The organism is Phyllobacterium endophyticum (assembly GCF_003010935.1).
GTDB classification, from domain to species: domain Bacteria; phylum Pseudomonadota; class Alphaproteobacteria; order Rhizobiales; family Rhizobiaceae; genus Phyllobacterium; species Phyllobacterium endophyticum.
Window position 1 is genome coordinate 210,952 of the sequence record NZ_PGGN01000001.1, and the last position, 20,842, is coordinate 231,793.

Consider the following 20,842-nt stretch of genomic DNA (forward strand, 5'->3'; position numbering starts at 1 on the left):
ACGGGAGAGTTGAATGCTTTATGCCCTTATCTGCAATGACAAGACTGACCATCTGCAATTGCGCCTGGACACGCGCACCGCACATCTCGAATATCTGGATAGTTTGGGCGATCGGCTGAAATTCGCGGGGCCCTTTCTTGGCGCTGACGCAAAGCCGAACGGCAGCCTCGTCGTCATCGAAGCCTCTGACCTAGCTGCGGCCAGGAAGCTCGCGGACAACGATCCCTACGCCAAGGCAGGACTTTTCTCATCTGTCGATATCCGTCCCTGGAACTGGGCGATCAAAAATCCGGACAACAAATAGGCGCTCAACATGGCATATTGGCTATTCAAATCGGAGCCCGACGCGTGGTCGTGGGACAAACAGAAGGCGGCCGGTGCAAAAGGCACGGAATGGACCGGCGTGCGCAATTATCAGGCACGCAATAACATGCGGTCAATGCAGATCGGCGACAAGGGCTTCTTCTACCATTCGAATGAAGGTCTCGAAGTGGTGGGCATTGTCGAGGTCTGCGCCCTTGCTCACCCGGATTCAACGACGGAGGACAGCCGCTGGGAATGTGTCGACATTCGCGCCGTCATGGACATGCCCGTTCCGGTGACACTCAAGGACGTGAAGGCAAATCCGAAACTGGAGGAGATGGCGCTGGTCACGTCGATGCGGTTATCCGTTCAGCCGGTCGCCCTCGATGAATGGAAAGAAGTCTGCCGCATGGGCGGGCTTGATACTGCGCCAGAGTGACCGATACTGTGACTGAAACACCGCTTGACCCTGACAGCGATCGGTATCGGCGGTTTGTCCTCGCTAACACCACGCTGCAGGCGCCGCCCCATGTGCCGGAGATCAAGCTCCATCTGGCCGATGAAGCCCATGATCTCTGGCTTCGCACAGAAGCCGAACTCACCACGATCGGCCTTCCTCCTCCCTTCTGGGCCTTCGCCTGGGCGGGAGGACAGGGCGTGGCACGGTATGTGCTGGATCATCGCGCTACGGTCGCAAACCGTGATGTACTCGATTTCGCATCCGGCTCGGGCCTCGTAGGCATTGCGGCAGTGATGGCGGGGGCGACACGTGTCACCGCATGCGACATCGATCCGTTCGCCCGTCCGGCGATCACGCTCAACGCTGATGAGAATCATGTATCACTGTCAATCGAAATTGGTGATCTGATCGACAGCGATGCGGCTTGGGACGTGGTCCTTGCGGGCGACGTTTTCTATGAAGCACCCCTGGCGGAGCGCCTTATCCCGTGGTTCACCGCGCTTGCCAACCGGGGTGCTAGCGTAATCGTCGGCGATCCCGGCCGTTCATACTTGCCCAAGAACCTCCTCGAGCCGCTGGCCGTTTATTCGGTTCCGGTGACTCGCATCCTCGAAGACGCCGACGTGAAGCAAACAACGGTCTGGCGCTGGCGCGGCTAACGCCATACGCGGATCACCGTCTGGTCTGAAAGATACGGCAAGAGCCGGTTCATGTCGGCGCGGCTCAGGGCAATGCAGCCTTCCGTCGGCGTGTAGCCTCGTCTCGCCAGATGAAAGAAGATAGCGCTTCCCTTTGCCCGGCGACGTGGATTGAGGTTCCAGTCCATGACGATGCATATGTCATACAGATCATCCTTTCGCCACATGGTTTCATGGCTTGCGCCATAAGGAATACGCACTCTCCGGTTGTAGTTGCGGTCATCGCTAACCTCGCACCAGCCATCGTTGCGGCTAAGTGTTCTCAGTGCCAGACCGCTTGCTGCGAGAACCTTTTTGTCCGGCCTTTTGAAACCATAAAGCAGACCCATACGTGCCAGCGGCGTCGCACCATCGCCCTCGCGCTTGAAGGCACTGATGCCCCCTTTCCCAAGCGCGCAACGCAGTACTATATTACCGGCGATCAATTGCCCTTGGCTCCTATGGCCGGGCCGAGGGCGAACGTCGATGAATCTCAAGGATCTGCCGGTCATGCTTGCCTCATAAAACGCATTTTTATGTCAGACTGATGCGCCGCATAGGTTATATCAAGTCGATCCTCTTTCTTTCCTCTATAATTCGACTTAAATTCCAACGACTTCTTACCAGCCGCGGGAGATCCGATGACAGCGCGTACCATTCTTATCGTCGATGACGATGCTGACCTGCGAGCAATCCTCGTTGAGCAACTAAGTCTCTATGAAGAGTTCCAGATCATCGAGGAAGACAATGCGACCAAGGGCGTTCAGGCTGCACGAAATGGCGTCGTCGATCTATTGATCATGGATGTGGGCCTTCCGGACATGGACGGTCGCGAGGCGATAAAGTTGCTGCGAAAGGGCGGTTTCAAGGCTCCTGTCATCATGCTGACCGGCCACGACACGGATTCCGACACGATACTCGGCCTCGAATCCGGTGCGAATGACTACGTCACCAAGCCATTCCGCTTTGCTGTCCTGTTGGCACGCATCCGCGCCCAGCTGCGCCAGCATGAGCAGAGCGAAGATGCAACCTTCGTGGTCGGGCCGTATACTTTCAAGCCGGGTCAAAAGATGCTGATCGACGGGAAAGGCGGCAAGATAAGGCTTACCGAGAAGGAAGTCGCCATAATCAAATATCTCTATCGCGCCGGCGGCAAGGTCATCACAAGGGATGTCTTGCTCGAGGAGGTGTGGGGGTACAACTCTGGGGTGACCACACATACACTCGAAACGCATGTGTATCGGTTACGGCAGAAAATCGAGCATGATCCATCGAATTCGGCCATCCTTGTCACCGAAAGCGGGGGATACAAGCTCATCCCTTGATGCTGCTTGCTGCGCGACCGTTGCATATTGGGGCATAAAGGGCGCGGCAACGAATGATTTGGGCATAGTTCCTGGTTGGATTATGCCCAGCGCAAAACTAGGTATATGTCTGTTATTGCATGGCAATCGAAGATGATATTCGCATTCTTGAGACGGTGGGGCTGTTCGAGACGTTTACGCGCGACCAGTTGCGGCTGCTTGCGTTCGGCACAGAGCGTCTCGTTTTGCGCGAAGGCCGCGAACTTTATCGTGAAGGCCAGGCGGCTGATTGCGCCTATGTCATTGATCGCGGTGAGATTTCCCTGTTTCGCGAGGGTCCTTCAGGCCGCATGATCCTGAAGACGGTTGGGCCGGGAGCCGTGCTCGGCGAGATGGCGATCATCGCCCAGACCAAGCGCCTGACGAGCGCGATGGCCGAAACCGAAACCGAAGTCATTCGGCTCAATCGTTCGCTTTTCCGGCGAATACTCGAGGAATACCCGGAAATCGCGGCGGCCCTGCATGATCAGATATCGGCCGACCTGACCGAAATGGTCCAAGCCATCACCCGCTACGAACAATTGTTCAATCAGGACTGATTTAAACCGGACGCAACCAAATTTCCCGTGCCGGTTGAAATTCTCCCGTCGAATTCGATGATTCTCATGCGAAAATCGAAAATTCTCGCACCGGAGTGTCTATTTTCCATTCGGTTCACGTTTCATATCCATCTACTCCAGATCAAAACGGGCGATGACCGGAACGTGGTCCGATGGTCTCTCCCATCCGCGCGCTTCCCGCAGGACGGTGATGCCGGTCAGATCCTTTTCCAGATCCGGCGAACCCCAAATGTGATCGAGCCGTCGCCCCTTGTCGGCCGCCGCCCAATCGGCGGCACGGTAGCTCCACCATGTATAAACCTTCTCGCTCGGCGGAATGTGGTGGCGCATCAGGTCCGTCCATCCGCCTTCCCTGCGCAATCTTTCGAGACCCTCTGTCTCGACAGGGGTGTGACTGACAACCTTCAAAAGTTGCTTGTGCGACCAGACGTCGGTTTCGAGCGGCGCTATGTTGAGGTCGCCGACCAGCAGCGATGCGTGTCCCTCACCATGAACGGCATTCATCGCCTTCATCTCCTCGATGAAGCCAAGCTTGTGTTTGAACTTGGGGTTGATCTCCGGGTCAGGCTCGTCGCCGCCCGCCGGAACGTAGAAGTTATGGATACGAAGGCGCTTTGATCCGGCAGTGACGACTGTGCTCAGATGGCGACAATCCGCAATATCGCAAAACCCGACACGCGCCGGCTCGCTCAATGCGCGGCGCGAGATCGTGGCGACGCCATGATAGCCTTTCTGGCCACTGATTTCGATATGCTCATAACCGGCCATGTGGAAAGCTTCGTGCGGGAAGAGATCGTCCGGGCACTTCGTTTCCTGCAGGCACAGGACGTCCGGCTGATAATCTCGCAGGAAGTGCAGCACCAGCGGCAAGCGCAGGCGCACCGAGTTGATGTTCCAGGTGGCGACGGAAAAAGGCATGGGGAAACTGGACTCGCGAATTGATAATGAACGCGAACCTAGTCGAATGCCGGCCGAATGAAAACCGTGACGCTCGTGAAAATCCGCCCCTACAGATGATATCGCGCATCGGATTTAAAAAACGGGCTCGGTCTGCGGACCCTGCCAGCGGCGGGCCCGCAGATCGCCTGAACGCGCGCTACTCCGCCGGCTGTGATAGTTGGCCCGGGGCAGAGATTGCACTTTCGCCGGCGAGGCTGCGCTGACCGAGAGCTATGGTCACTACCGTCGCGGCGCCGGCGGCCACCGACACCCAGAACCCGTCATGGGCGCCGTAAGTGTCCACGACCCAGCCCGAGACGAATGCACCAAGTGCCATGCCGATGCCGATACCGGTCATTACCCACGTGACCCCTTCCGTCAGCATCGACTCCGGCACGCGGCGCTCGATCAACCCGAAGGCGGTGATGAAGGTCGGTGAAATGGCTATGCCGCTGAGGAAGACCGCAAATGCCAGCGTCGGAACCGTTCCGGCGGCAAGCAGGGGCAGGGAAGTCACGGCAAGCACGATAACGGCGATGAGCAACTGGCGATGCAGCGCCATGCGCGGGTTGAGAGCGCCGAGCAGCAGGCCGACTGCGAACGAACCGACCGCATAGACGCCGATGACGAGACTTGCGGCATTCGGCTGCCCCAGTTCCTTCGTGATTGCAACGGCGCTCACCTCGGCCGTCGCGAAGATGGAGCCGACGAAGATGAGGGCGAGGGTGATGATCTGGACCGGGCGCTGGCGGATCGCAGAACCTTGTACGACATCGCCTTCGGAACCGCGCACTCTTGGCTCGGTGGCGCGCTGCAGGACGAATGCCGCCGTTCCCAGCGCAAGGAATATCGTGCCGGTCAACATGCCGGCCTCGGGAAATAGGGCGACCGCCAGCCCGACAGAGAGAGAGGCCCCGGCGATGTAGACAAGCTCGTCCGCCGATGACTCGAACGCAAACGCGGTGTTCAACTCGGGACGGTTGCGGAAAATCTCGGTCCACCGGGCACGGATCATTGCCGGCATGCTGGGCATGGAAGCGGCGAGGAACGCCGAGGCGAAGAGCGTCCAGACGGGCCAATCCTGATTGGCTGCCGCAATCAGGACGAAGAACGCCAGGACAGAGACGATTGTCGTCGGGACAATGACCGCCGATTGGCCCAGGCGGTCGACCCAGCGTGAAATTTGTGGCGAGACGAGTGCGTTGGTGAGAGCGAATGTCGCCGAAACAGCACCGGCAAGCCAATACTCGCCATGGGTCTGCGACAACATGGCGACAATGCCGATCGGCGCCATTGCGATGGGCAGGCGCGCGACGAAACCGGCGGCGGAAAAGCCCATGGCGCCGGGGGCCTTGAAGATTTCCTTGTATGGATTGGACATTGGATGCTCCTTGGAGAACTCAAGATGTCGCGTACATACGCAACGTATGTATGTTATTAGTTGCATACGACGCGTATGTCAAATAAAATACATGGCGTATGTGAATGGAGAAGCAATGCACAGACCACGCAATGACATGATTGCAGAGACCCGCGCCAAATTGATCGGGGCGGCAAGGCGCGCCTTTGGGACGCTTGGCTACGCGAACGCCTCCATGGACGATTTCACGGCGGAGGTGGGGCTGACCCGCGGCGCGCTCTATCACCATTTCGGCGATAAGAAAGGTCTCTTGCAGGCCGTGATCCAGGAGATCGACGCCGAGATGACCGCCCGACTGAACAAGGTTTCCCGCAGCGCACCTACGCGCTGGCATGGTTTCGTGGAGGAATGCCTGGCTTACATCCACATGGCTCTGGAGCCTGAAATCCAGCGCATCATGTTTCGCGACGGTCCTGCGGTACTGGGCGACATATCGCAATGGCCAAGCACCAGCGGCTGCGTGGCGTCAATTACCAGGAGCATCGACCAGTTGAAGGCGGACGGCCTCATGACCGGCATCGACAGCGAGGCGGCCGCACGCCTGATCAATGGCGCCAGCAGCCACGCGGCTCTATGGATCGCCAATTCCGATGACCCGCAGCGAACATCGAAGAAGGCGGCGGAAGGCTTTCGCACATTGCTGGAAGGCCTGAGAACCGCAAAAGCCTGACGGGCGATTAGCGGTCCGGCATTACTGGGCTCCACTCCAACCCCCCTCCATACTGCGTCCTGTTCTGGTGTCAGATGATGACCGACGTGGCCAATTGGAAGAATTGGTTACGAAATATTGTCAGAACGGTTTTACGGTAAACGGTGACGATCACTCTCGGGTATGATGATGAGCACCAACCAGCCACTAACCGCAGCGACACTGTCCTTGCAAAACCTGATCCTGGCTGACCAGCTGGCGGCGGTCCGCCGCAGCATGTCGAGATCCATTCCCGTCAGCGTCGTTCTGGGCCTGATCAGCCTGTTCGTTGCAATCCATTATGGGCACGCATTTGCCGGAACACTCTGGTTTGCCGCATCCTGCATCGTCAACGTCGCACGCATAATCCTGTGTCGTTTTCCGGTACGCGCGACTGGCGACCAGCCAGACGAACCCGGCAATCTCGATCCTCTATCCGTAGCGCGGCACCTTCGTCTCCATTCGGTCATGGCGGCAATATCCGGCGCCGTCTGGATGTTCGTCGCAGTTCTTTGCGATGGTTATACGGCGCCACAGACGGTGTTCTATCTCACTGTCCTGTGCGGAATGACTGCGGGAGCGATCACTGCGGGGTTCGCCTATGCAAGGATGCCAATCTGCTACATCGTTCCAGTGCTTTTGTCCGTGGCCGCATGCCTTGTCTATGCGGGCGGATTCGATCGTATCTGTCTGGCGGCAATCACCATGATCTATCTCGTGGCCCTGACGCGCGGTGCACTGGAAAGTGAAGGACTTTTCCGCCAGTCAAGCAGGCTGAAGCATGAAGCCAACGCCATGGCCAGATCCCTGGAAGCTGCGAGGGATCATGCCAACGAGGCTGCCACTGAAATGGGACATCGCGCGGCTCACGACGCGCTGACGGGACTTCTCAACCGCAACGGGTTCATGCAGGAAGTCGCCTCTCTGCCGTCGCTGAACAAGCCGGAGTTCACGCTCATGCTGCTTGATCTCGATGGCTTCAAATCGATCAACGACGCTTTCGGTCACAAATCCGGAGACAGGGTGCTCGTCGAAGTCGGAAGGCGGCTTCGTGAAAGCCTTGGATCTGCGCCCCTCGTGGCACGCTGGGGAGGTGACGAATTTGCTCTCCTGTACGAATCCGCGCTATCGGCAGATGGGCCTGCGACCGTGGCGACCAAACTGATTGCGGCGATCTCCATCCCCTTCGCCAGCTTCGATGCCGGCCGCATCGGCGTCAGCATCGGAATTTGCGTTTCGCGCGAATGCGATGTCGACGAGATGCTGGTGCGGGCAGACGCCGCGCTCTACAAGGCAAAATCGGAGGGACGCAACCGGCACTATCTCTTCGACGACGATTTGCGCAAACATCTCGAGATGAGGCGCGACATAGAACGCGACCTGGCAAAAGCCTTGGCCAACGACCAGCTTGAGGTCTGGTTCCAGCCTATCCTTGGCGATGGCGGACGCAGGTTGACGGATCTGGAGGCGCTTATCCGCTGGAGACACCCGAGGCATGGCTGGATTCCGCCAACGGACCTGGTGGCCGTCGCCTCCCTGTCCGGACTGGCGGAGCTTCTCTTCAGGTATATCTTGCGGGACGTTTGCACCATGATGCAGATGTTGCGCGCCATGAATCTCGGTTACCTTCGCGTGGCGATGAACATGTCTCCACGCGAAATGTCCCAACTTCCTGTTGACGACCTGATCATTTCGCGGCTTCGAAAACTCGGTCTGCCAGCTTCCATGCTGGAGATCGAAATCACCGAGGACACAGCCAAGGACATACGCGCGGTACAGAGCAAACTCGTCGCCCTGACCCGGGAAGGGGTAAGGATCGCCATCGACGATTTTGGCGTGGGCTATTCTTCGATGTCATCGCTGCGGCAGCTGCGCGTCAGCCGCATCAAGATCGATCGCTCCTTCGTGCACGGCATTGCGGAATCAGCAGATGATAGGAAAGTCGTGCAGTCGATGCTCAATCTCGGCAAATCTCTCGATATAGAGGTCGTGGCCGAAGGCGTGGAAACCGAGACGGATCTGCGCGTTCTGCGGCGGCTCGGATGCGCCACGATGCAGGGATATCATTTTGCTAAGCCAATGCCGCAACATGAGGCGCTGGAATGGGCAACCCGTTCCTCATCGGTCATCCATATGCAATCCAAGACGAAGGGCGTCCCGGGCTAGCAGGACCAGAGAATTATCGCTTCATCGCAATGCGTGTGTAATCGATCTTGAACATATCGTCGGCGAAACGGACGCCGGTGCGCACGTCGGTGATCATGACCGTCGTATCAAGGCCCTGCGAGTCGGTGATCGTCCACTGGCGAAGATCGGACGTCTTTGGATCGAACATCATGGATATGGTGGAGTTTCCGAAGACAGACTTGTCGCCAAGGACGATCGTCGTCATGTCGGATTCCTGTTTCACAGATTTGACCGACTTGGAGGAAAGATCGATCTGGTTGCTGAGCAGCAGTTTCAACGGCGTTTTCGATAGCGGATAGAGGTCCCACGTATCGAGTTTGCGATTGTTGATGACGACGGATTGGCCATCGGAGATAACACGGATAGGCGACGGCTTGTTATAGTTGAAGCGGATCTTGCCGGGACGCTCGATGTAGAACGTACCCTCGGTCTGATCGCCGCGCGGGCCGAACTGCACGAAATTGCCGGTCAGGGTTTTGACGCTGGAGAACTTGTCGGCGATAGCCTGTGCTGCATTGACGGCTGCAGGGCCAGCCTGTGCATACGCCGGCGCCGGCAAGGCGACAATCGCTGCGCTTGCGAAAAGACCAGCGCTGACCATGAGCGCGACCGCAGAATTTCTCGCAAGCGAGCCCATCGCACGAACTGATGATTTGGTCTGTGTCATGGTCGTATCTCCTGTCACCTTTTTGTACAAAGCCAGTTGGGCTTCACTGTGGCCAAGAAACGGCAGGAAGTCGTTTCTTGTTCCGCATGCCCCCGTTACGTAACCCCGCCTATGTCATGAAGTGCCGGGGATAGCAGTCTCATAACGGCAGGCAAGATGTTACGTTACACCTAGAACTCATCATCCTGTGTCGGCACAAGAATTTCGCGCTTCCCTGCGTGGTTGGCGGGACCGACGAGCCCTTCCTGTTCCATGCGTTCGATGATCGACGCAGCGCGATTGTAACCGATGCCGAGGCGGCGCTGAATATAGCTGGTCGAGGCCTTCTTGTCGCGAAGGACGACCGCAACGGCCTGGTCATAGGGATCGTCGGAGTCTTCAAGGTTGGATGTTCCTGAAGGTCCGCCAGCGTCTTCCTCGTCGTCTTCCTCGGTAATGGAATCGAGATATTCCGGCGCGCCCTGCAATTTCAGGTGCTGCACGATCTTTTCCACTTCATCATCGCCGACGAATGGTCCATGCACGCGCTGGATGCGGCCGCCGCCGGCCATGTAGAGCATGTCGCCCATGCCGAGCAGCTGCTCGCCGCCCTGCTCGCCCAAGATCGTGCGCGAATCGATCTTGGACGTGACCTGGAAGGAAATACGCGTCGGGAAGTTCGCCTTGATCGTACCTGTAATGACATCTACCGACGGGCGCTGCGTTGCCATGATCACGTGGATACCGGCGGCGCGCGCCATCTGCGCCAATCGCTGCACCGCGCCTTCGATGTCCTTGCCGGCTACCATCATCAGGTCGGCCATTTCGTCGATGATGACGACAATATAGGGCATGGGCTTCAGGTCGAGCTCCTCGGTCTCGTAGACCGCCTCGCCCGTTGCCCGGTCGAAGCCGGTCTGCACGGTGCGGGCAATGCGTTCGCCCTTCTTGTGCGCCTGCTCGACGCGCTGGTTGAAACCATCGATATTGCGGACGCCGACTTTCGACATCTTGCGGTAGCGGTCTTCCATCTCCTTGACCGTCCACTTCAGCGCCACGACAGCCTTCTTCGGGTCGGTGACGACAGGCGTAAGCAGGTGCGGGATGCCATCGTAGATCGAGAGTTCGAGCATTTTCGGGTCGATCATGATGAGCCGGCATTGCTCGGGCGTCATCCGGTAGAGCAATGACAGGATCATGGTGTTGATTGCGACAGACTTGCCCGAACCGGTGGTGCCGGCGACCAGCAAATGCGGCATCTTTGCAAGGTCCGCGATCACCGCCTCGCCGTTGATGGTCTTGCCAAGAGCGAGAGCCAGCCTGGTCTTGGTCTGCTCGAAGTCGCGGCTCGCCAGCAATTCGCGCAGATAAACCATTTCGCGCGTCTGGTTCGGAAGCTCGATGCCGATGGCGTTGCGGCCCGGCACCACGGCGACGCGCGCGGCAATCGCGCTCATGGAGCGGGCGATATCGTCCGCAAGAGTGATGACCCTCGATGATTTGATGCCCGGCGCGGGTTCGAGTTCGTAGAGGGTCACGACGGGACCCGGACGCACATGGATAATTTCACCACGCACGCCGAAATCCTCAAGCACCCCCTCCAGCAGGCGGGCATTCTGTTCCAGCGCCTCCTTGGAAAGGCCGGGGTTGCGCACGACATTCTTCGGCTCACTGAGGAAATGCAGCGGCGGCATCTCGTAATCGTCCGACGCGATCAACGACGCCTGCGCCTCGCGCTGAACGCGCGCGCCGGCCCTCGGGGCTGGTGCCGGCGTATCGATGCGCGCCGCAACGGGCCTGTTCGGGATGGCCGTGGGGCGAGCCGGAGCGGCTTGCGGCGCCCAATCATCGGCATCGTCATCATCGCTGAACGCAACCGGATCGAAACGTTCGTCGAAATCATCATTGTCGATATCGATCGCGGGCGCTTCGACGCGTGCATCATCGTCGAAACCTGGCTCACGCCGAACGCCAGCCTGGGGGCTCTTCTGGCGCGAAACCGGAACATCGGCAAAATCATCATCCCGGCGCGCACCGATGCTGCGCGCGCTGTTATAAAGCCCGGCGCCGCGGCCCGAAACACGGCGGAACAGTGCCTTCGTGCTGAGAAACCAGTGCGTCAGCGCCCCGAGAGCAAGCAGTCCGCCGCCTTCGCGTTCCTCATCATCCTCATCGTCATAGTCTTCCTCGGCAACATGGCGCACGGATTTCTTGGCGATTGCCGGTTCGCTGTCGCGGTAGGTGATGCCACTGGCAAAGCCGAAAATCCACACGGTCGGGACGGCGAGGACCGCAACCATGATCATGGCAAGACCGCCGCGGGGAAATGTTCCGATGAATAGACCGGGTATCTTGAGGACCATGTCCCCGAACACACCGCCGAGACCGATAGGCATCGGCCAGCTTTCGGGTATCGCAAAACAGCCCGCGATCGCTGCGGCCAGGAGCGACGCGCAAAACCAGGCGATGGCCCGGCGCGGCAGACGATCGACGCCGCGTCCTGTGAGGAAAAGCCCGCCCCAGAATACCGCCGGCATCAGCGCCACGACCATCGACAGCCCGAAGAACTGCATCCCGAGATCGGCAAAGACTGCCCCGGGGTAGCCGAGCGCGTTGCGGGTTGGATTGGAGGTGGCATGGCTGAAACTTGGATCGAGTACATTCCAGGTGGCGAGGCTGCCTACGGCGAACGCTACGAAGCCAATGAGCGCCAGCCCCCACAGGATGTGGATCTGCCTGCGGAACAGGTTCGACAACCCCGTCCTCTGATCGTCGATGGCATAGGAGGATGAATATCCTTGACGCATGAAATCCGGTCCCGCGTGAACGCATACAAACGGCCGTGAAAGCCGCCGAAATGGAAAGGTGATTCCAACGTTACGGTGCGGATGGTTAAGGGGCCATTAACCATGGAATGCGAGCGGCTATGATTTTAACAGGATCGGGAGGCCAAGCGCGCGCAGGTTTCCGTCAAGCGTCAGGAGAGTGGTCCTTAAAATGAAAAGGCCCGGAAAAACCGGGCCCTTCCAATAATCTCATGGTTTTATCAGCTGTGATAGGCAGCTTCACCATGGGAGGTGAGGTCGAGACCTTCACGCTCCGATTCCGGCGATGCACGCAGACCGACGATGAGATCGACGATCTTGTAGAGGATTGCGCTGCCGATACCGGACCAGAGAAGCGTCACGGCGACGCCCTTGAACTGCGCCCAGACCTGCGTCGCTGTACCCGCGTAACCCGCCGCAAAGTCGGCTGTCGAATAGTCGACGATGCCCGCGCCGCCCAATGCGGGGTTTACGAGAATGCCGGTGCCGAGTGCGCCGATGATCCCGCCAACGCAATGGATGCCGAAAACGTCGAGGCTGTCATCATAATCGAACGTATTCTTGACGACGGCGACGAAGAAGTAGCAGACCAAGGTCACGACAGCACCGAGGACGATGGCGCCCATCGGACCTACGAACCCAGCCGCCGGTGTGACGGCAACGAGACCTGCTACCGCGCCGGACACAGCGCCCAGCATCGAAGCCTTTCCACGCAGGAAGGATTCGAGGATGATCCACATTACGGCAGCGGCGGCTGTCGCAACAAACGTGTTGATCATGGCAAGGCCGGCATAGGCATTGGCCTCAAGGTTCGAACCGGCGTTGAAGCCGAACCAGCCGACCCACAGCAGGGACGCGCCGATCATGGTCATGGTCATCGAGTGAGGCGCCATGATGTCCTTCTTGTAGCCCGTGCGCTTGCCGACCATGATCGCACCGACGAGACCGGCAATGCCTGCATTGATGTGAACGACCGTGCCGCCGGCAAAATCGATTGCGCCGAAGCTGAAGATCAGGCCGGACGGATCGGAATAGGCGCTCGGGCCGCCCCAGAACCAGACCATGTGGGCGATCGGGAAATAGACGAACGTTACCCAGAGAATGACGAAGAGCACCACTGCGGAAAACTTGACGCGCTCAGCGAAGGCGCCAACGATCAGGGCAGGTGTAATGCAGGCGAAAGTCATCTGGAATACGACATAGACCAGTTCAGGAATGGCAACGCCTTTCGTGAACGTCTCTGACATCGTCGTTACGTCGACGCCTTGCAAGAATGCCTTGGACAGGCCGCCGATGAAGGAATTGCCGGGTGTGAACGCAAGGCTGTAGCCATAGAATACCCAGATCAGCATCACCACGGCGGTGATGGTGAAGACCTGCATGAGAACCGATAGCATGTTCTTGGAGCGGACGAGGCCGCCATAGAAAAGTGCAAGGCCTGGGATGGTCATCAACAGCACGAGGACCGTCGAGATCATCATCCATGTTGTGTCACCCTTGTCGACCGTAAAGGCTGGCGCCGCGGCGGCGGGAGCTGCTGGCGCGGCCTCCTGGGCGAAAGCGGCCAGCGTACCGATAGCGACCAGTGCCAGCGACCCGAGAAGGGTGCTGCGCGCCGCAGATGTCAGACTGGTTGGAATTTTCATTATTATCTCCTTGACCCCAAATAATTCAAAGCGCGTCGGTATCGGTCTCGCCCGTGCGGATGCGGACGGCCTGCTCGATGCTGAGAACGAATATCTTGCCGTCGCCGATCTGCCCCGTCTTGGCGGCAGCGGTGATGGCTTCGACGGCAGTGTCGACGAGCTCGGATGCAACGGCCACTTCCACCTTCAATTTGGGAAGGAAGCTGACGGCATATTCCGCCCCGCGATAAATTTCGGTGTGCCCTTTCTGGCGGCCGTAACCCTTCACCTCGGTTACGGTCAGGCCCTGGATGCCGACAGCGGTGAGTGCTTCGCGCACCTCGTCCAGCTTGAACGGCTTGATGATGGCCATCACAATTTTCATTGATTATACCCCTGCGCTTGCGCGGTGCCCTTCAGGTGGAATTACTCGAAAGGCTTTCTGTCCGCGTTGAACCCATCCCCTCAAAGCCATTTGGCCATTGGCGACTGCTAGGAAGTATTCAAGTTCTGTGCCAGTCCGGGAAGTTAATGCTAAATAGTTGATTCCAAATGATTTTATTTACAATAGTGAGCGGGAATTGTATAATATTCAGCAACATGCCTAAAAATTGAGCAACTACAGGTGTTGGCCTAGACCTCACGCCTGCGAATGCACACGAATTAGGCCTTCTTGCGCTGTGGAGGCAATCAGCTGGCCATTGCGGCTATAGATTGCACCACGATTGAAACCACGCGCACCGGATGTGCTCGGACTGTCTGCCGTATAAAGCAGCCAGTCATCGAAGCCGCAGGGCCGGTGAAACCACATGGCATGATCGAGGCTGGCCACCTGCAGGTCGCGATCGAATATGGATCGGCCATGTGCATAGAGCGACGTGTCGAGCAACGTCATGTCCGAGATATAAGCGAGCACCGCCGCCTGCACGGCCCGATCATCTGGTACCGGCCCTGTGGTCTTGATCCAGACATTTTGTTCCGGCGGCAGCTTTTCCCGGGAAAAGTAATGGCTGAGCGACAACGGCTTCATTTCAATCGGGCGATCCTGCTCCCAGTATTTGCGGATCGCCCCGGGAGCGTTTTGCAGGTATTGCTCCTTCAGGTCCCGGTCGCTGATGAGTTGTTCCGGCTCGGTGACGTCGAGGGGCTTCGGCTTCTGATGCTCAAGTCCCGCCTCCTCGATCTGAAAAGAAGCTTCCAGGGAAAAGATGGCGTGACCATGCTGGATTGCAACCACGCGGCGCGTCGTGAAGCTCGAACCGTCCCGGATGCGGTCGACCTCATAGATTATCGGCACGGCCGGATCACCTGCGCGCATGAAATAACCGTGCAGGGAATGGACGTGACGCAAAGGATCGACGGTACGCTGCGCCGCAACGAGAGCCTGGCCGATGACCTGGCCGCCGAAGACCCGCTGCCAGCCGGATTGCGGACTGCGACCTCGAAAAAGGTTGTGTTCTAGCGTCTCAAGATCAAGTATGGACAAAAGCTCATTCATGGCGTCAGACATGACCGGCGTCTCCCGTTCGCATGTGGCATACGCTTGCAACAGGAACAGAGGCGCAAGTCAAGCTCACCGCAAGGGCAAACCGGAGGCAATCATGGCTGAACGAAGCTCCACTCAGAACCAGAGCACCGACATTGTCATCGCTGGCGCAGGCTATGTGGGTCTTGCGACGGCAGTGGCGTTGAAATTTTCAGCGCCACATCTTTCGATCACCATCATCGACGCGGCGCCCACCGGTCTCTGGCGCAACGATACGCGCGCGTCGGCTATCGCCGCAGCTGCAAGCCGCATGCTGGACCGGCTCGGATGCTGGGACGCCATTTTCCCCGAAGCACAACCCATTACCGAGATGATCGTAACCGATTCCCGCACGTCCGATCCGGTAAGGCCCGTGTTCCTGACCTTCAACGGCGAAGTAGAGCCGGGCGAGCCATTCGCGCATATGGTGGAGAATCGCGTGCTCAACGCTTCACTGCGGAACAAGGCAGAAGAGCTCGGCGTGAGCTTCATCGAAGGGGCGGGCGTCAACGGTTTCGAGCAAGGCGACGCCTCTTTGACGGTCCGCTATCCCGATGGCAAAAGCTTGCGCACCCGGCTGTTGATCGCAGCCGATGGGGTCAAGTCGCGCCTGCGCGAAATGGCGGGAATCAAGACCGTCAATTGGCAATACGGGCAGTCTGGCATTGTCTGCACGGTCACGCATGAGCGCCCTCACCATGGCCGGGCGGAAGAGCATTTCCTGCCCGCCGGCCCTTTCGCCGTGCTGCCGCTGAAGGGCAACCGTTCGTCACTTGTCTGGACCGAACGAACCGCCGACGCGGAGCGGCTGATCAACGAAGACGATTTCATCTTTGAGGCCGAACTCGAACAGCGATTCGGGCTGAAGCTTGGCGAACTCCATGTCGAGGGACAGCGCAAGGCCTTTCCACTCGGCCTTACGCTGGCTCGCGACTTCGTCAAGCCGCGTTTCGCACTCGTCGGCGACGCGGCGCACGGCATTCACCCGATCGCGGGCCAAGGCCTCAACCTCGGCTTCAAGGATGCTGCGGCGCTAGCCGAAACTGTCGTCGATGCCGATCGGCTTGGACTTGACATCGGCTCCTTGGCGGTGCTCGAGCGCTACCAGACCTGGCGCCGCTTCGACACGGTGCAGATGGGCGTCACGACCGACATCCTGAACCGGCTGTTCTCCAACGACAATATTCCGGTGCGGGCGCTGCGCGATCTGGGTCTCGGCCTTGTCGAGCGGATGCCGCGGCTCAAGGGATTTTTCATCCGCCAGGCCGCGGGATTATCCACCACGGCGCCGAAGCTGCTTCAGGGCCAGCCGATTTAGAGCGTTGAACGAGCATTCTGGCTAAACGGGCAGTTGGCGGAGTTTTGTCATTCTGCCAATAGGAATCTCGTGCATTGAAGGAGCCGCCAGAAGCTCCGTGATTTTGACGATTTCAGGCCAGTGCCAGACGATGGTAGCAGCGACTTTATTGAGGGTCGTCTTTTGATAGGCCGGAGCCAATATGAAACCATGCAGTCCGGCGGATCGCGACGCTGCGCGCTCCACCGGATTTTTCAGTACCCTTCCGTCACCAGAGACGAATATCCATTTTTCTGATGCTTTGCGTAAGTGGTCTATCCAATCGATGTCGGCCGAATGTCGGCCCTTCGGTAGTCCTGGCACATCCATTATATGGAAAGCGGCACCTCTAAAGTGCTTAATATAGCCATTGAGTGTGGACGCCACTACAGGTGAGGTACAATTGTCGAATAGCACCTTCACGCCGCAGCCCGATGCTTCATGAGACTTTCAAAATCAATCGACCGGCGAATTGAAGCTTCAGTGACTGCAAATGCCAATGCAGCGCCCGTGATGCCTTCTTGCATTCCGGCAGCCGCCAACACAGCCGTTGGAACACTTGATCTCGCGTCAATGGGTTGACCGAAGGACCGGGCCGGATCGACTACGACATTCAGCTTGCGGCCACCTGGCCACCATACCAGTGGGTTTCCGTCAGCACTGAAATCAACAGTTTTCAGGATAGGATCAATAATTCCCTTGAACTCGTATTGCTGACGGAAAAGATTCAGGAGGCGTTCACGTTCTTGTCCGTACTCATCGGTTTCAACGGTATGAAGAAATATCTCGCGTCCGTCAGTTCGAAATTTATCCGTAGATAAGGGATGGTCTTGTCCAATGATTTCACGAGCCGCCATAATTGTCGCGCGGATGCGAATGGCCGAAACTCCAGCCCGAATGAAAGCGTCAGCGACTCTTATCTCCATAAGATCGCGAAATCCAAGGTACACCCGTTCATCATCCAGATTGATCTCGGGCATCCATAGTGGCTCGTACAGCTTCCCTTGGATGCTGTGACCCCGAAGCCATCGGGAGATTTTTGAGGGATGGACGCGCAAGAGCCTACCCGCTTCCGCAGGTGTGTAGGCTCCGATGCCAATCAGACCATCCATCTGGAACGACTCCATTTCCAAACATAGATTCAGTTTGTCCGCTCAGTGTCAATACGACGCTTACGGCGTTGAATGGAGGTAACCGAACGCACGGTATCTAGCCGACCTAGAGCGGACGCGGATACTTGCGATAGATCGCGTCGATCTCCTTGAGCAGTTCCGGCGAAAGCGCGATCCGGCTGGCCCAGATATCGGTCTTCAGCTGCTGAATCGACGTTGCGCCAATAATGACCGAGGTCATGAAGGGCCGAGTCAGTGCAAAGGCAATCGCCATCTGCGCTATATCGAGATCATGCTTGCGTGCAAGCTCGATATAGGCACGCACGGCCGGAGCGGAATATTCACTGTTGCGCCACAGGCCGCCAGGCTGGATAGCGCCGCGCGTGCCCGCCGGGATTTTCCCGTCCAGGTATTTGCCCGTAAGCACACCGGAAGCCAGTGACGAATAGGCGAGCAGGCCGACATTCTCGTGGTGGCTCAGCTCGGCAAGATCGAGATCGAAGACGCGCTGGAGCAGGCTATATTCGTTCTGCACCGAAGCCACGCGCGGCAGATCATGCCGCTCGGAGAGTTTCAGCCATTGACCGATGCCCCAGGCCGTCTCATTGGAAAGGCCGATCTCACGAATCTTGCCCTCCTTCACCATGTCGCCCAATCCCTGTAGTGCATCTTGCATCTGTTCGATGACCTGCGACCTGTCCTGGTTGTGCGGAGCGTAATTCCAGGCGGTGCCGAAATGATAATGACCGCGGGCGGCATAATGGACCTGGTAGAGGTCGATATAATCGGTCTGAAGACGCTTCAGGCTGCCTTCCACCGCTTCGCGCACCGAATTGCGGCTTGGCGGTGCGCCATTCCGAATCCAGCTCGTACCGCCGCCGGAGATCTTGGTGGCGAGCACGAACTTGTCGCGCTTGCCCGACTTCCTGAACCATGTTCCGATGTGGCTCTCGGTCTTGCCATAGGTATCGGCGCTCGCCGGGATTGCGTAGACTTCCGCCGTGTCCATGAAATTTATGCCCGCGTCGAGCGCATAGTCGATCTGATTGTGCGCATCGGTTTCGGTGTTCTGAACGCCCCAGGTCATGGTGCCGAGACAGATTTCAGTGACTTCGATATCGGTCCTGCCGAGTTTCTTCAGTTTCACGGGATTTCCTGTTCACTTTGAGGTTGATCAGTCGATTTCCAGGCCGAGCCTCTGCTTCAGCTTTTGGACACGCTGGCCGTAATGGTGGGAGACGGGAACGGCGGTAGCGGCCTCGTCTACCATAGCAATCAATTCGAACTTTTCCACTTCAGTAAGCTGCTGGCGCAACAAGGGAGAGACTTTTTCGATCACGAGTGCGGTATCGCCAATCTGGCTGAAAGCCCATTTTGCATAGATCATCGCCGCATCGGCTTTTTTGGGATGGCTTATTTCAACGATGACATTCCTCGCGGCATCGATATGATTTTCCGTAATCAGTGTATCCTCCGCTATGATTGCAAATATCAGCGTCGCTGCGGCAAGAACCGGGTCGTCGATCGCGCCCAGCGGGGAATGCTCGGCCTGCAGGCGTATTTTCCTGCGCCGGAAATGCCCGCGCATTCTCCCGGCGCCGTCGATGACATCACTTGCCGCCTCATTGAATATCTTCAACCTGTGCCACCAGAAGAGCCCGCCGCCAACGAGCACGAAAACTGCCAGAGCAATATGCATAATCAAAAAACCTCTTTAAAAATATCTAGATTAAAAGGACAGAAATGACGGCGTAAATTAGGCAGTGGAATAATAGGGTGCCATGGATATGATACGGAACTATGCTAACACCAGCCAAGCGCCCCTAATGGCGCGGCCACACGTCTTTCAAGCAACTCAATAAGGGAGATACACATGGACAGACAAGCAACAGCAATCTGGAAAGGCGCGCTGAAGGATGGCCAGGGCACGCTCGACACCCAAAGCGGCGCCCTGAAAGGTCTCCCCTACAACTTCAAGGCACGCTTCGAGGACGCAAGCGGCACCTCCGGCACCAATCCCGAAGAATTGCTGGGGGCGGCTCATGCGGGCTGCTTTGCCATGCAGCTCTCCCACTTCCTCGCGGAAAACGGCACTCCGGCTGAAAAGCTCGAAGCCAAGGCAGTCGTGACGCTCGATCCCGCCAAGGGCGCGATCACCAAGAGCGCACTGACCCTTGTCGGCAATGTGCCCGGCATAGATGCAGCGACCTTCAACGAGCTGGCCAACAAAGCCAAGGCCAACTGCCCGGTGTCAAAGGCCCTCGGCGCGATCGAGCTTACGCTGGATGCCAGGCTGGCTTGATTGCTTGAGTAGCGGCAGAATCAATTCGGGCGCCTGGAGCGCCCATTTTTATTTTGATGTCATCGCTGCTGTGCAAAATCAGACGCGCCGCTCCACCATCATCTTCTTGATTTCGGCAATTGCCTTGGCGGGATTCAAACCCTTCGGGCAAGTCTGCGCGCAGTTCATGATCGTATGGCAGCGATAGAGCCGGAACGGATCCTCAAGATTATCGAGACGCTCGCCGGTCGCCTCGTCGCGGCTGTCGATCAACCAGCGATAGGCCTGCAGAAGCACGGCCGGTCCGAGATACCTGTCGCCATTCCACCAGTAGCTGGGGCACGATGTCGAGCAGCACGCGCAAAGGATACACTCATAGAGGCCATCCAGCTTGGCGCGGTCCTCATGGCTCTGCAGCCATTCCTTTGCCGGTTCCGGCGAGACTGTCTTCAGCCATGGCTCGATCGAACGATGCTGGGCATAGAAGTTCGACAGGTCCGGCACCAGATCCTTCACCACCGGAAGATGCGGTAGCGGGTAAATCTTCACTGCGCCCTTAATTTCGTCCATGCCCTTGGTACAGGCGAGCGTGTTCGTACCATCGATATTCATGGCGCAGGAGCCGCAAATGCCCTCGCGGCAGGAACGGCGGAGCGTCAGGGTCGGGTCGATCTTGTTCTTGATCCACAAAAGGCCATCGAGAACCATCGGGCCGCAATCGTCGAGATCCACATAATAGGTGTCTATGCGCGGATTTTCGCCGTCGTCCGGCGACCAGCGGTAGACCCGGTACTCCCGCAGATTATTGGCGCCCTGCGGACGATCCCAGGTCTTGCCCGGGCGCATCTGCGAATTTTTGGGAAGTGCAAGTTCAACCATGATATTCCGGTTCCC

At 58.0% G+C, this 20,842-nt stretch carries 22 protein-coding genes; 9 read left to right on the top strand and 13 right to left on the bottom strand.

The window, feature by feature from the left end; all coding sequences use genetic code 11:
• Positions 1 to 13 precede the first annotated feature (13 nt).
• The 3 genes from CU100_RS01030 to CU100_RS01040 are packed head-to-tail and all read left to right on the top strand — an operon-like array spanning position 14 to position 1,422.
• Positions 14 to 304 (top strand): YciI-like protein, encoded by a 291-nt coding sequence (locus CU100_RS01030; protein ID WP_106714709.1) that lies wholly within the window; start codon positions 14 to 16, stop codon positions 302 to 304.
• A gap of 9 nt (positions 305 to 313) precedes the next feature.
• Entirely contained in the window at positions 314 to 742 is a 429-nt protein-coding gene (locus CU100_RS01035; RefSeq protein WP_106714710.1) for an EVE domain-containing protein, read from the top strand.
• Complete coding sequence (locus CU100_RS01040) at positions 739 to 1,422, top strand: class I SAM-dependent methyltransferase (protein WP_245418892.1); 684 nt, start codon at positions 739 to 741, stop codon at positions 1,420 to 1,422. The genes CU100_RS01035 and CU100_RS01040 overlap by 4 nt, the downstream gene beginning before the upstream one ends.
• Here the strand turns inward: CU100_RS01040 and CU100_RS01045 are convergent.
• Positions 1,419 to 1,952, bottom strand: coding sequence for a L,D-transpeptidase family protein (locus tag CU100_RS01045; RefSeq protein WP_106714711.1), 534 nt, complete (start codon positions 1,950 to 1,952; stop codon positions 1,419 to 1,421). The two genes, CU100_RS01040 and CU100_RS01045, sit on opposite strands and share 4 nt — an antisense overlap.
• 129 nt (positions 1,953 to 2,081) lie before the next feature.
• On the opposite strand from CU100_RS01045, the gene CU100_RS01050 reads away from it, so the two are divergent.
• Both CU100_RS01050 and CU100_RS01055 read left to right on the top strand, forming a co-directional pair.
• Positions 2,082 to 2,765, top strand: a complete 684-nt coding sequence (locus tag CU100_RS01050) for a response regulator transcription factor (protein ID WP_106714712.1) — start codon at positions 2,082 to 2,084, stop codon at positions 2,763 to 2,765.
• A 119-nt stretch (positions 2,766 to 2,884) separates the two neighbouring features.
• Positions 2,885 to 3,343, top strand: a complete 459-nt coding sequence (locus CU100_RS01055; protein ID WP_106714713.1) for a cyclic nucleotide-binding domain-containing protein — start codon at positions 2,885 to 2,887, stop codon at positions 3,341 to 3,343.
• Between the two features lie 132 nt (positions 3,344 to 3,475).
• Here CU100_RS01055 and CU100_RS01060 read toward each other — a convergent pair whose 3' ends face one another.
• Entirely contained in the window at positions 3,476 to 4,282 is an 807-nt protein-coding gene (locus CU100_RS01060; protein WP_106714714.1) for an exodeoxyribonuclease III, read from the bottom strand.
• 178 nt (positions 4,283 to 4,460) lie between these two features.
• Complete coding sequence (locus CU100_RS01065) at positions 4,461 to 5,684, bottom strand: MFS transporter (protein ID WP_106714715.1); 1,224 nt, start codon at positions 5,682 to 5,684, stop codon at positions 4,461 to 4,463.
• A 115-nt stretch (positions 5,685 to 5,799) separates the two neighbouring features.
• On the opposite strand from CU100_RS01065, the gene CU100_RS01070 reads away from it, so the two are divergent.
• Both CU100_RS01070 and CU100_RS01075 read left to right on the top strand, forming a co-directional pair.
• Entirely contained in the window at positions 5,800 to 6,393 is a 594-nt protein-coding gene (locus tag CU100_RS01070) for a TetR/AcrR family transcriptional regulator (RefSeq protein WP_106714716.1), read from the top strand.
• A gap of 168 nt (positions 6,394 to 6,561) precedes the next feature.
• Complete coding sequence (locus CU100_RS01075; RefSeq protein WP_106715919.1) at positions 6,562 to 8,577, top strand: putative bifunctional diguanylate cyclase/phosphodiesterase; 2,016 nt, start codon at positions 6,562 to 6,564, stop codon at positions 8,575 to 8,577.
• A gap of 13 nt (positions 8,578 to 8,590) precedes the next feature.
• Here CU100_RS01075 and CU100_RS01080 read toward each other — a convergent pair whose 3' ends face one another.
• From CU100_RS01080 to tesB, 5 genes are all read right to left on the bottom strand, one after another.
• Positions 8,591 to 9,199 carry an outer membrane lipoprotein carrier protein LolA gene (locus CU100_RS01080; protein ID WP_407070302.1) on the bottom strand — a complete coding sequence of 203 codons (609 nt, stop codon included), beginning with the start codon at positions 9,197 to 9,199 and terminating at the stop codon, positions 8,591 to 8,593.
• A gap of 236 nt (positions 9,200 to 9,435) precedes the next feature.
• Positions 9,436 to 12,051, bottom strand: coding sequence for a DNA translocase FtsK (locus CU100_RS01085; protein WP_106714718.1), 2,616 nt, complete (start codon positions 12,049 to 12,051; stop codon positions 9,436 to 9,438).
• Positions 12,052 to 12,290: 239 nt separating this feature from the next.
• Complete coding sequence (locus CU100_RS01090; RefSeq protein WP_106714719.1) at positions 12,291 to 13,715, bottom strand: ammonium transporter; 1,425 nt, start codon at positions 13,713 to 13,715, stop codon at positions 12,291 to 12,293.
• A 25-nt stretch (positions 13,716 to 13,740) separates the two neighbouring features.
• On the bottom strand, positions 13,741 to 14,079 hold the full coding sequence (locus tag CU100_RS01095) for a P-II family nitrogen regulator (protein WP_106714720.1): 339 nt from the start codon (positions 14,077 to 14,079) through the stop codon (positions 13,741 to 13,743).
• Between the two features lie 255 nt (positions 14,080 to 14,334).
• Positions 14,335 to 15,204 carry an acyl-CoA thioesterase II gene (gene tesB / locus CU100_RS01100; protein ID WP_106714721.1) on the bottom strand — a complete coding sequence of 290 codons (870 nt, stop codon included), beginning with the start codon at positions 15,202 to 15,204 and terminating at the stop codon, positions 14,335 to 14,337.
• Between the two features lie 91 nt (positions 15,205 to 15,295).
• On the opposite strand from tesB, the gene CU100_RS01105 reads away from it, so the two are divergent.
• Complete coding sequence (locus CU100_RS01105) at positions 15,296 to 16,537, top strand: ubiquinone biosynthesis hydroxylase (RefSeq protein ID WP_210280631.1); 1,242 nt, start codon at positions 15,296 to 15,298, stop codon at positions 16,535 to 16,537.
• Positions 16,538 to 16,558: 21 nt separating this feature from the next.
• Here the strand turns inward: CU100_RS01105 and CU100_RS01110 are convergent, their stop codons facing one another.
• The 4 genes from CU100_RS01110 to CU100_RS01125 form a co-directional block, all read right to left on the bottom strand.
• The gene (locus tag CU100_RS01110; protein WP_106714722.1) at positions 16,559 to 16,978 is read right to left on the bottom strand and encodes a PIN-like domain-containing protein; all 420 of its coding nucleotides are present in this window, start codon (positions 16,976 to 16,978) and stop codon (positions 16,559 to 16,561) included.
• Positions 16,975 to 17,667 carry a hypothetical protein gene (locus CU100_RS01115; protein ID WP_245418893.1) on the bottom strand — a complete coding sequence of 231 codons (693 nt, stop codon included), beginning with the start codon at positions 17,665 to 17,667 and terminating at the stop codon, positions 16,975 to 16,977. The genes CU100_RS01110 and CU100_RS01115 overlap by 4 nt, the downstream gene beginning before the upstream one ends.
• A 106-nt stretch (positions 17,668 to 17,773) precedes the next feature.
• Positions 17,774 to 18,814 (bottom strand): aldo/keto reductase, encoded by a 1,041-nt coding sequence (locus tag CU100_RS01120; RefSeq protein WP_183635495.1) that lies wholly within the window; start codon positions 18,812 to 18,814, stop codon positions 17,774 to 17,776.
• 27 nt (positions 18,815 to 18,841) lie between these two features.
• On the bottom strand, positions 18,842 to 19,366 hold the full coding sequence (locus CU100_RS01125) for a hypothetical protein (RefSeq protein ID WP_106714724.1): 525 nt from the start codon (positions 19,364 to 19,366) through the stop codon (positions 18,842 to 18,844).
• Between the two features lie 174 nt (positions 19,367 to 19,540).
• On the opposite strand from CU100_RS01125, the gene CU100_RS01130 reads away from it, so the two are divergent.
• A complete protein-coding gene (locus CU100_RS01130; RefSeq protein ID WP_106714725.1) occupies positions 19,541 to 19,969 on the top strand; it encodes an OsmC family protein in 429 nt (142 codons plus the stop codon).
• A gap of 78 nt (positions 19,970 to 20,047) precedes the next feature.
• Here the strand turns inward: CU100_RS01130 and CU100_RS01135 are convergent, their stop codons facing one another.
• Complete coding sequence (locus CU100_RS01135; protein ID WP_106714726.1) at positions 20,048 to 20,827, bottom strand: succinate dehydrogenase iron-sulfur subunit; 780 nt, start codon at positions 20,825 to 20,827, stop codon at positions 20,048 to 20,050.
• Positions 20,828 to 20,842 lie beyond the last annotated feature (15 nt).

Coding starts and splice junctions, on each gene's coding strand:
- CU100_RS01030 (WP_106714709.1), top strand. CDS start 14: ATGCTTTATGCCCTTATCTGCAATGACAAGACTGACCATCTGCAATTG.
- CU100_RS01035 (WP_106714710.1), top strand. CDS start 314: ATGGCATATTGGCTATTCAAATCGGAGCCCGACGCGTGGTCGTGGGAC.
- CU100_RS01045 (WP_106714711.1), bottom strand. CDS start 1,952: ATGACCGGCAGATCCTTGAGATTCATCGACGTTCGCCCTCGGCCCGGC.
- CU100_RS01050 (WP_106714712.1), top strand. CDS start 2,082: ATGACAGCGCGTACCATTCTTATCGTCGATGACGATGCTGACCTGCGA.
- CU100_RS01055 (WP_106714713.1), top strand. CDS start 2,885: ATGGCAATCGAAGATGATATTCGCATTCTTGAGACGGTGGGGCTGTTC.
- CU100_RS01060 (WP_106714714.1), bottom strand. CDS start 4,282: ATGCCTTTTTCCGTCGCCACCTGGAACATCAACTCGGTGCGCCTGCGC.
- CU100_RS01065 (WP_106714715.1), bottom strand. CDS start 5,684: ATGTCCAATCCATACAAGGAAATCTTCAAGGCCCCCGGCGCCATGGGC.
- CU100_RS01070 (WP_106714716.1), top strand. CDS start 5,800: ATGCACAGACCACGCAATGACATGATTGCAGAGACCCGCGCCAAATTG.
- CU100_RS01075 (WP_106715919.1), top strand. CDS start 6,562: ATGAGCACCAACCAGCCACTAACCGCAGCGACACTGTCCTTGCAAAAC.
- CU100_RS01080 (WP_407070302.1), bottom strand. CDS start 9,199: ATGGTCAGCGCTGGTCTTTTCGCAAGCGCAGCGATTGTCGCCTTGCCG.
- CU100_RS01085 (WP_106714718.1), bottom strand. CDS start 12,051: ATGCGTCAAGGATATTCATCCTCCTATGCCATCGACGATCAGAGGACG.
- CU100_RS01090 (WP_106714719.1), bottom strand. CDS start 13,715: ATGAAAATTCCAACCAGTCTGACATCTGCGGCGCGCAGCACCCTTCTC.
- CU100_RS01095 (WP_106714720.1), bottom strand. CDS start 14,079: ATGAAAATTGTGATGGCCATCATCAAGCCGTTCAAGCTGGACGAGGTG.
- tesB (WP_106714721.1), bottom strand. CDS start 15,204: ATGTCTGACGCCATGAATGAGCTTTTGTCCATACTTGATCTTGAGACG.
- CU100_RS01105 (WP_210280631.1), top strand. CDS start 15,296: ATGGCTGAACGAAGCTCCACTCAGAACCAGAGCACCGACATTGTCATC.
- CU100_RS01115 (WP_245418893.1), bottom strand. CDS start 17,667: ATGGATGGTCTGATTGGCATCGGAGCCTACACACCTGCGGAAGCGGGT.
- CU100_RS01125 (WP_106714724.1), bottom strand. CDS start 19,366: ATGCATATTGCTCTGGCAGTTTTCGTGCTCGTTGGCGGCGGGCTCTTC.
- CU100_RS01130 (WP_106714725.1), top strand. CDS start 19,541: ATGGACAGACAAGCAACAGCAATCTGGAAAGGCGCGCTGAAGGATGGC.
- CU100_RS01135 (WP_106714726.1), bottom strand. CDS start 20,827: ATGGTTGAACTTGCACTTCCCAAAAATTCGCAGATGCGCCCGGGCAAG.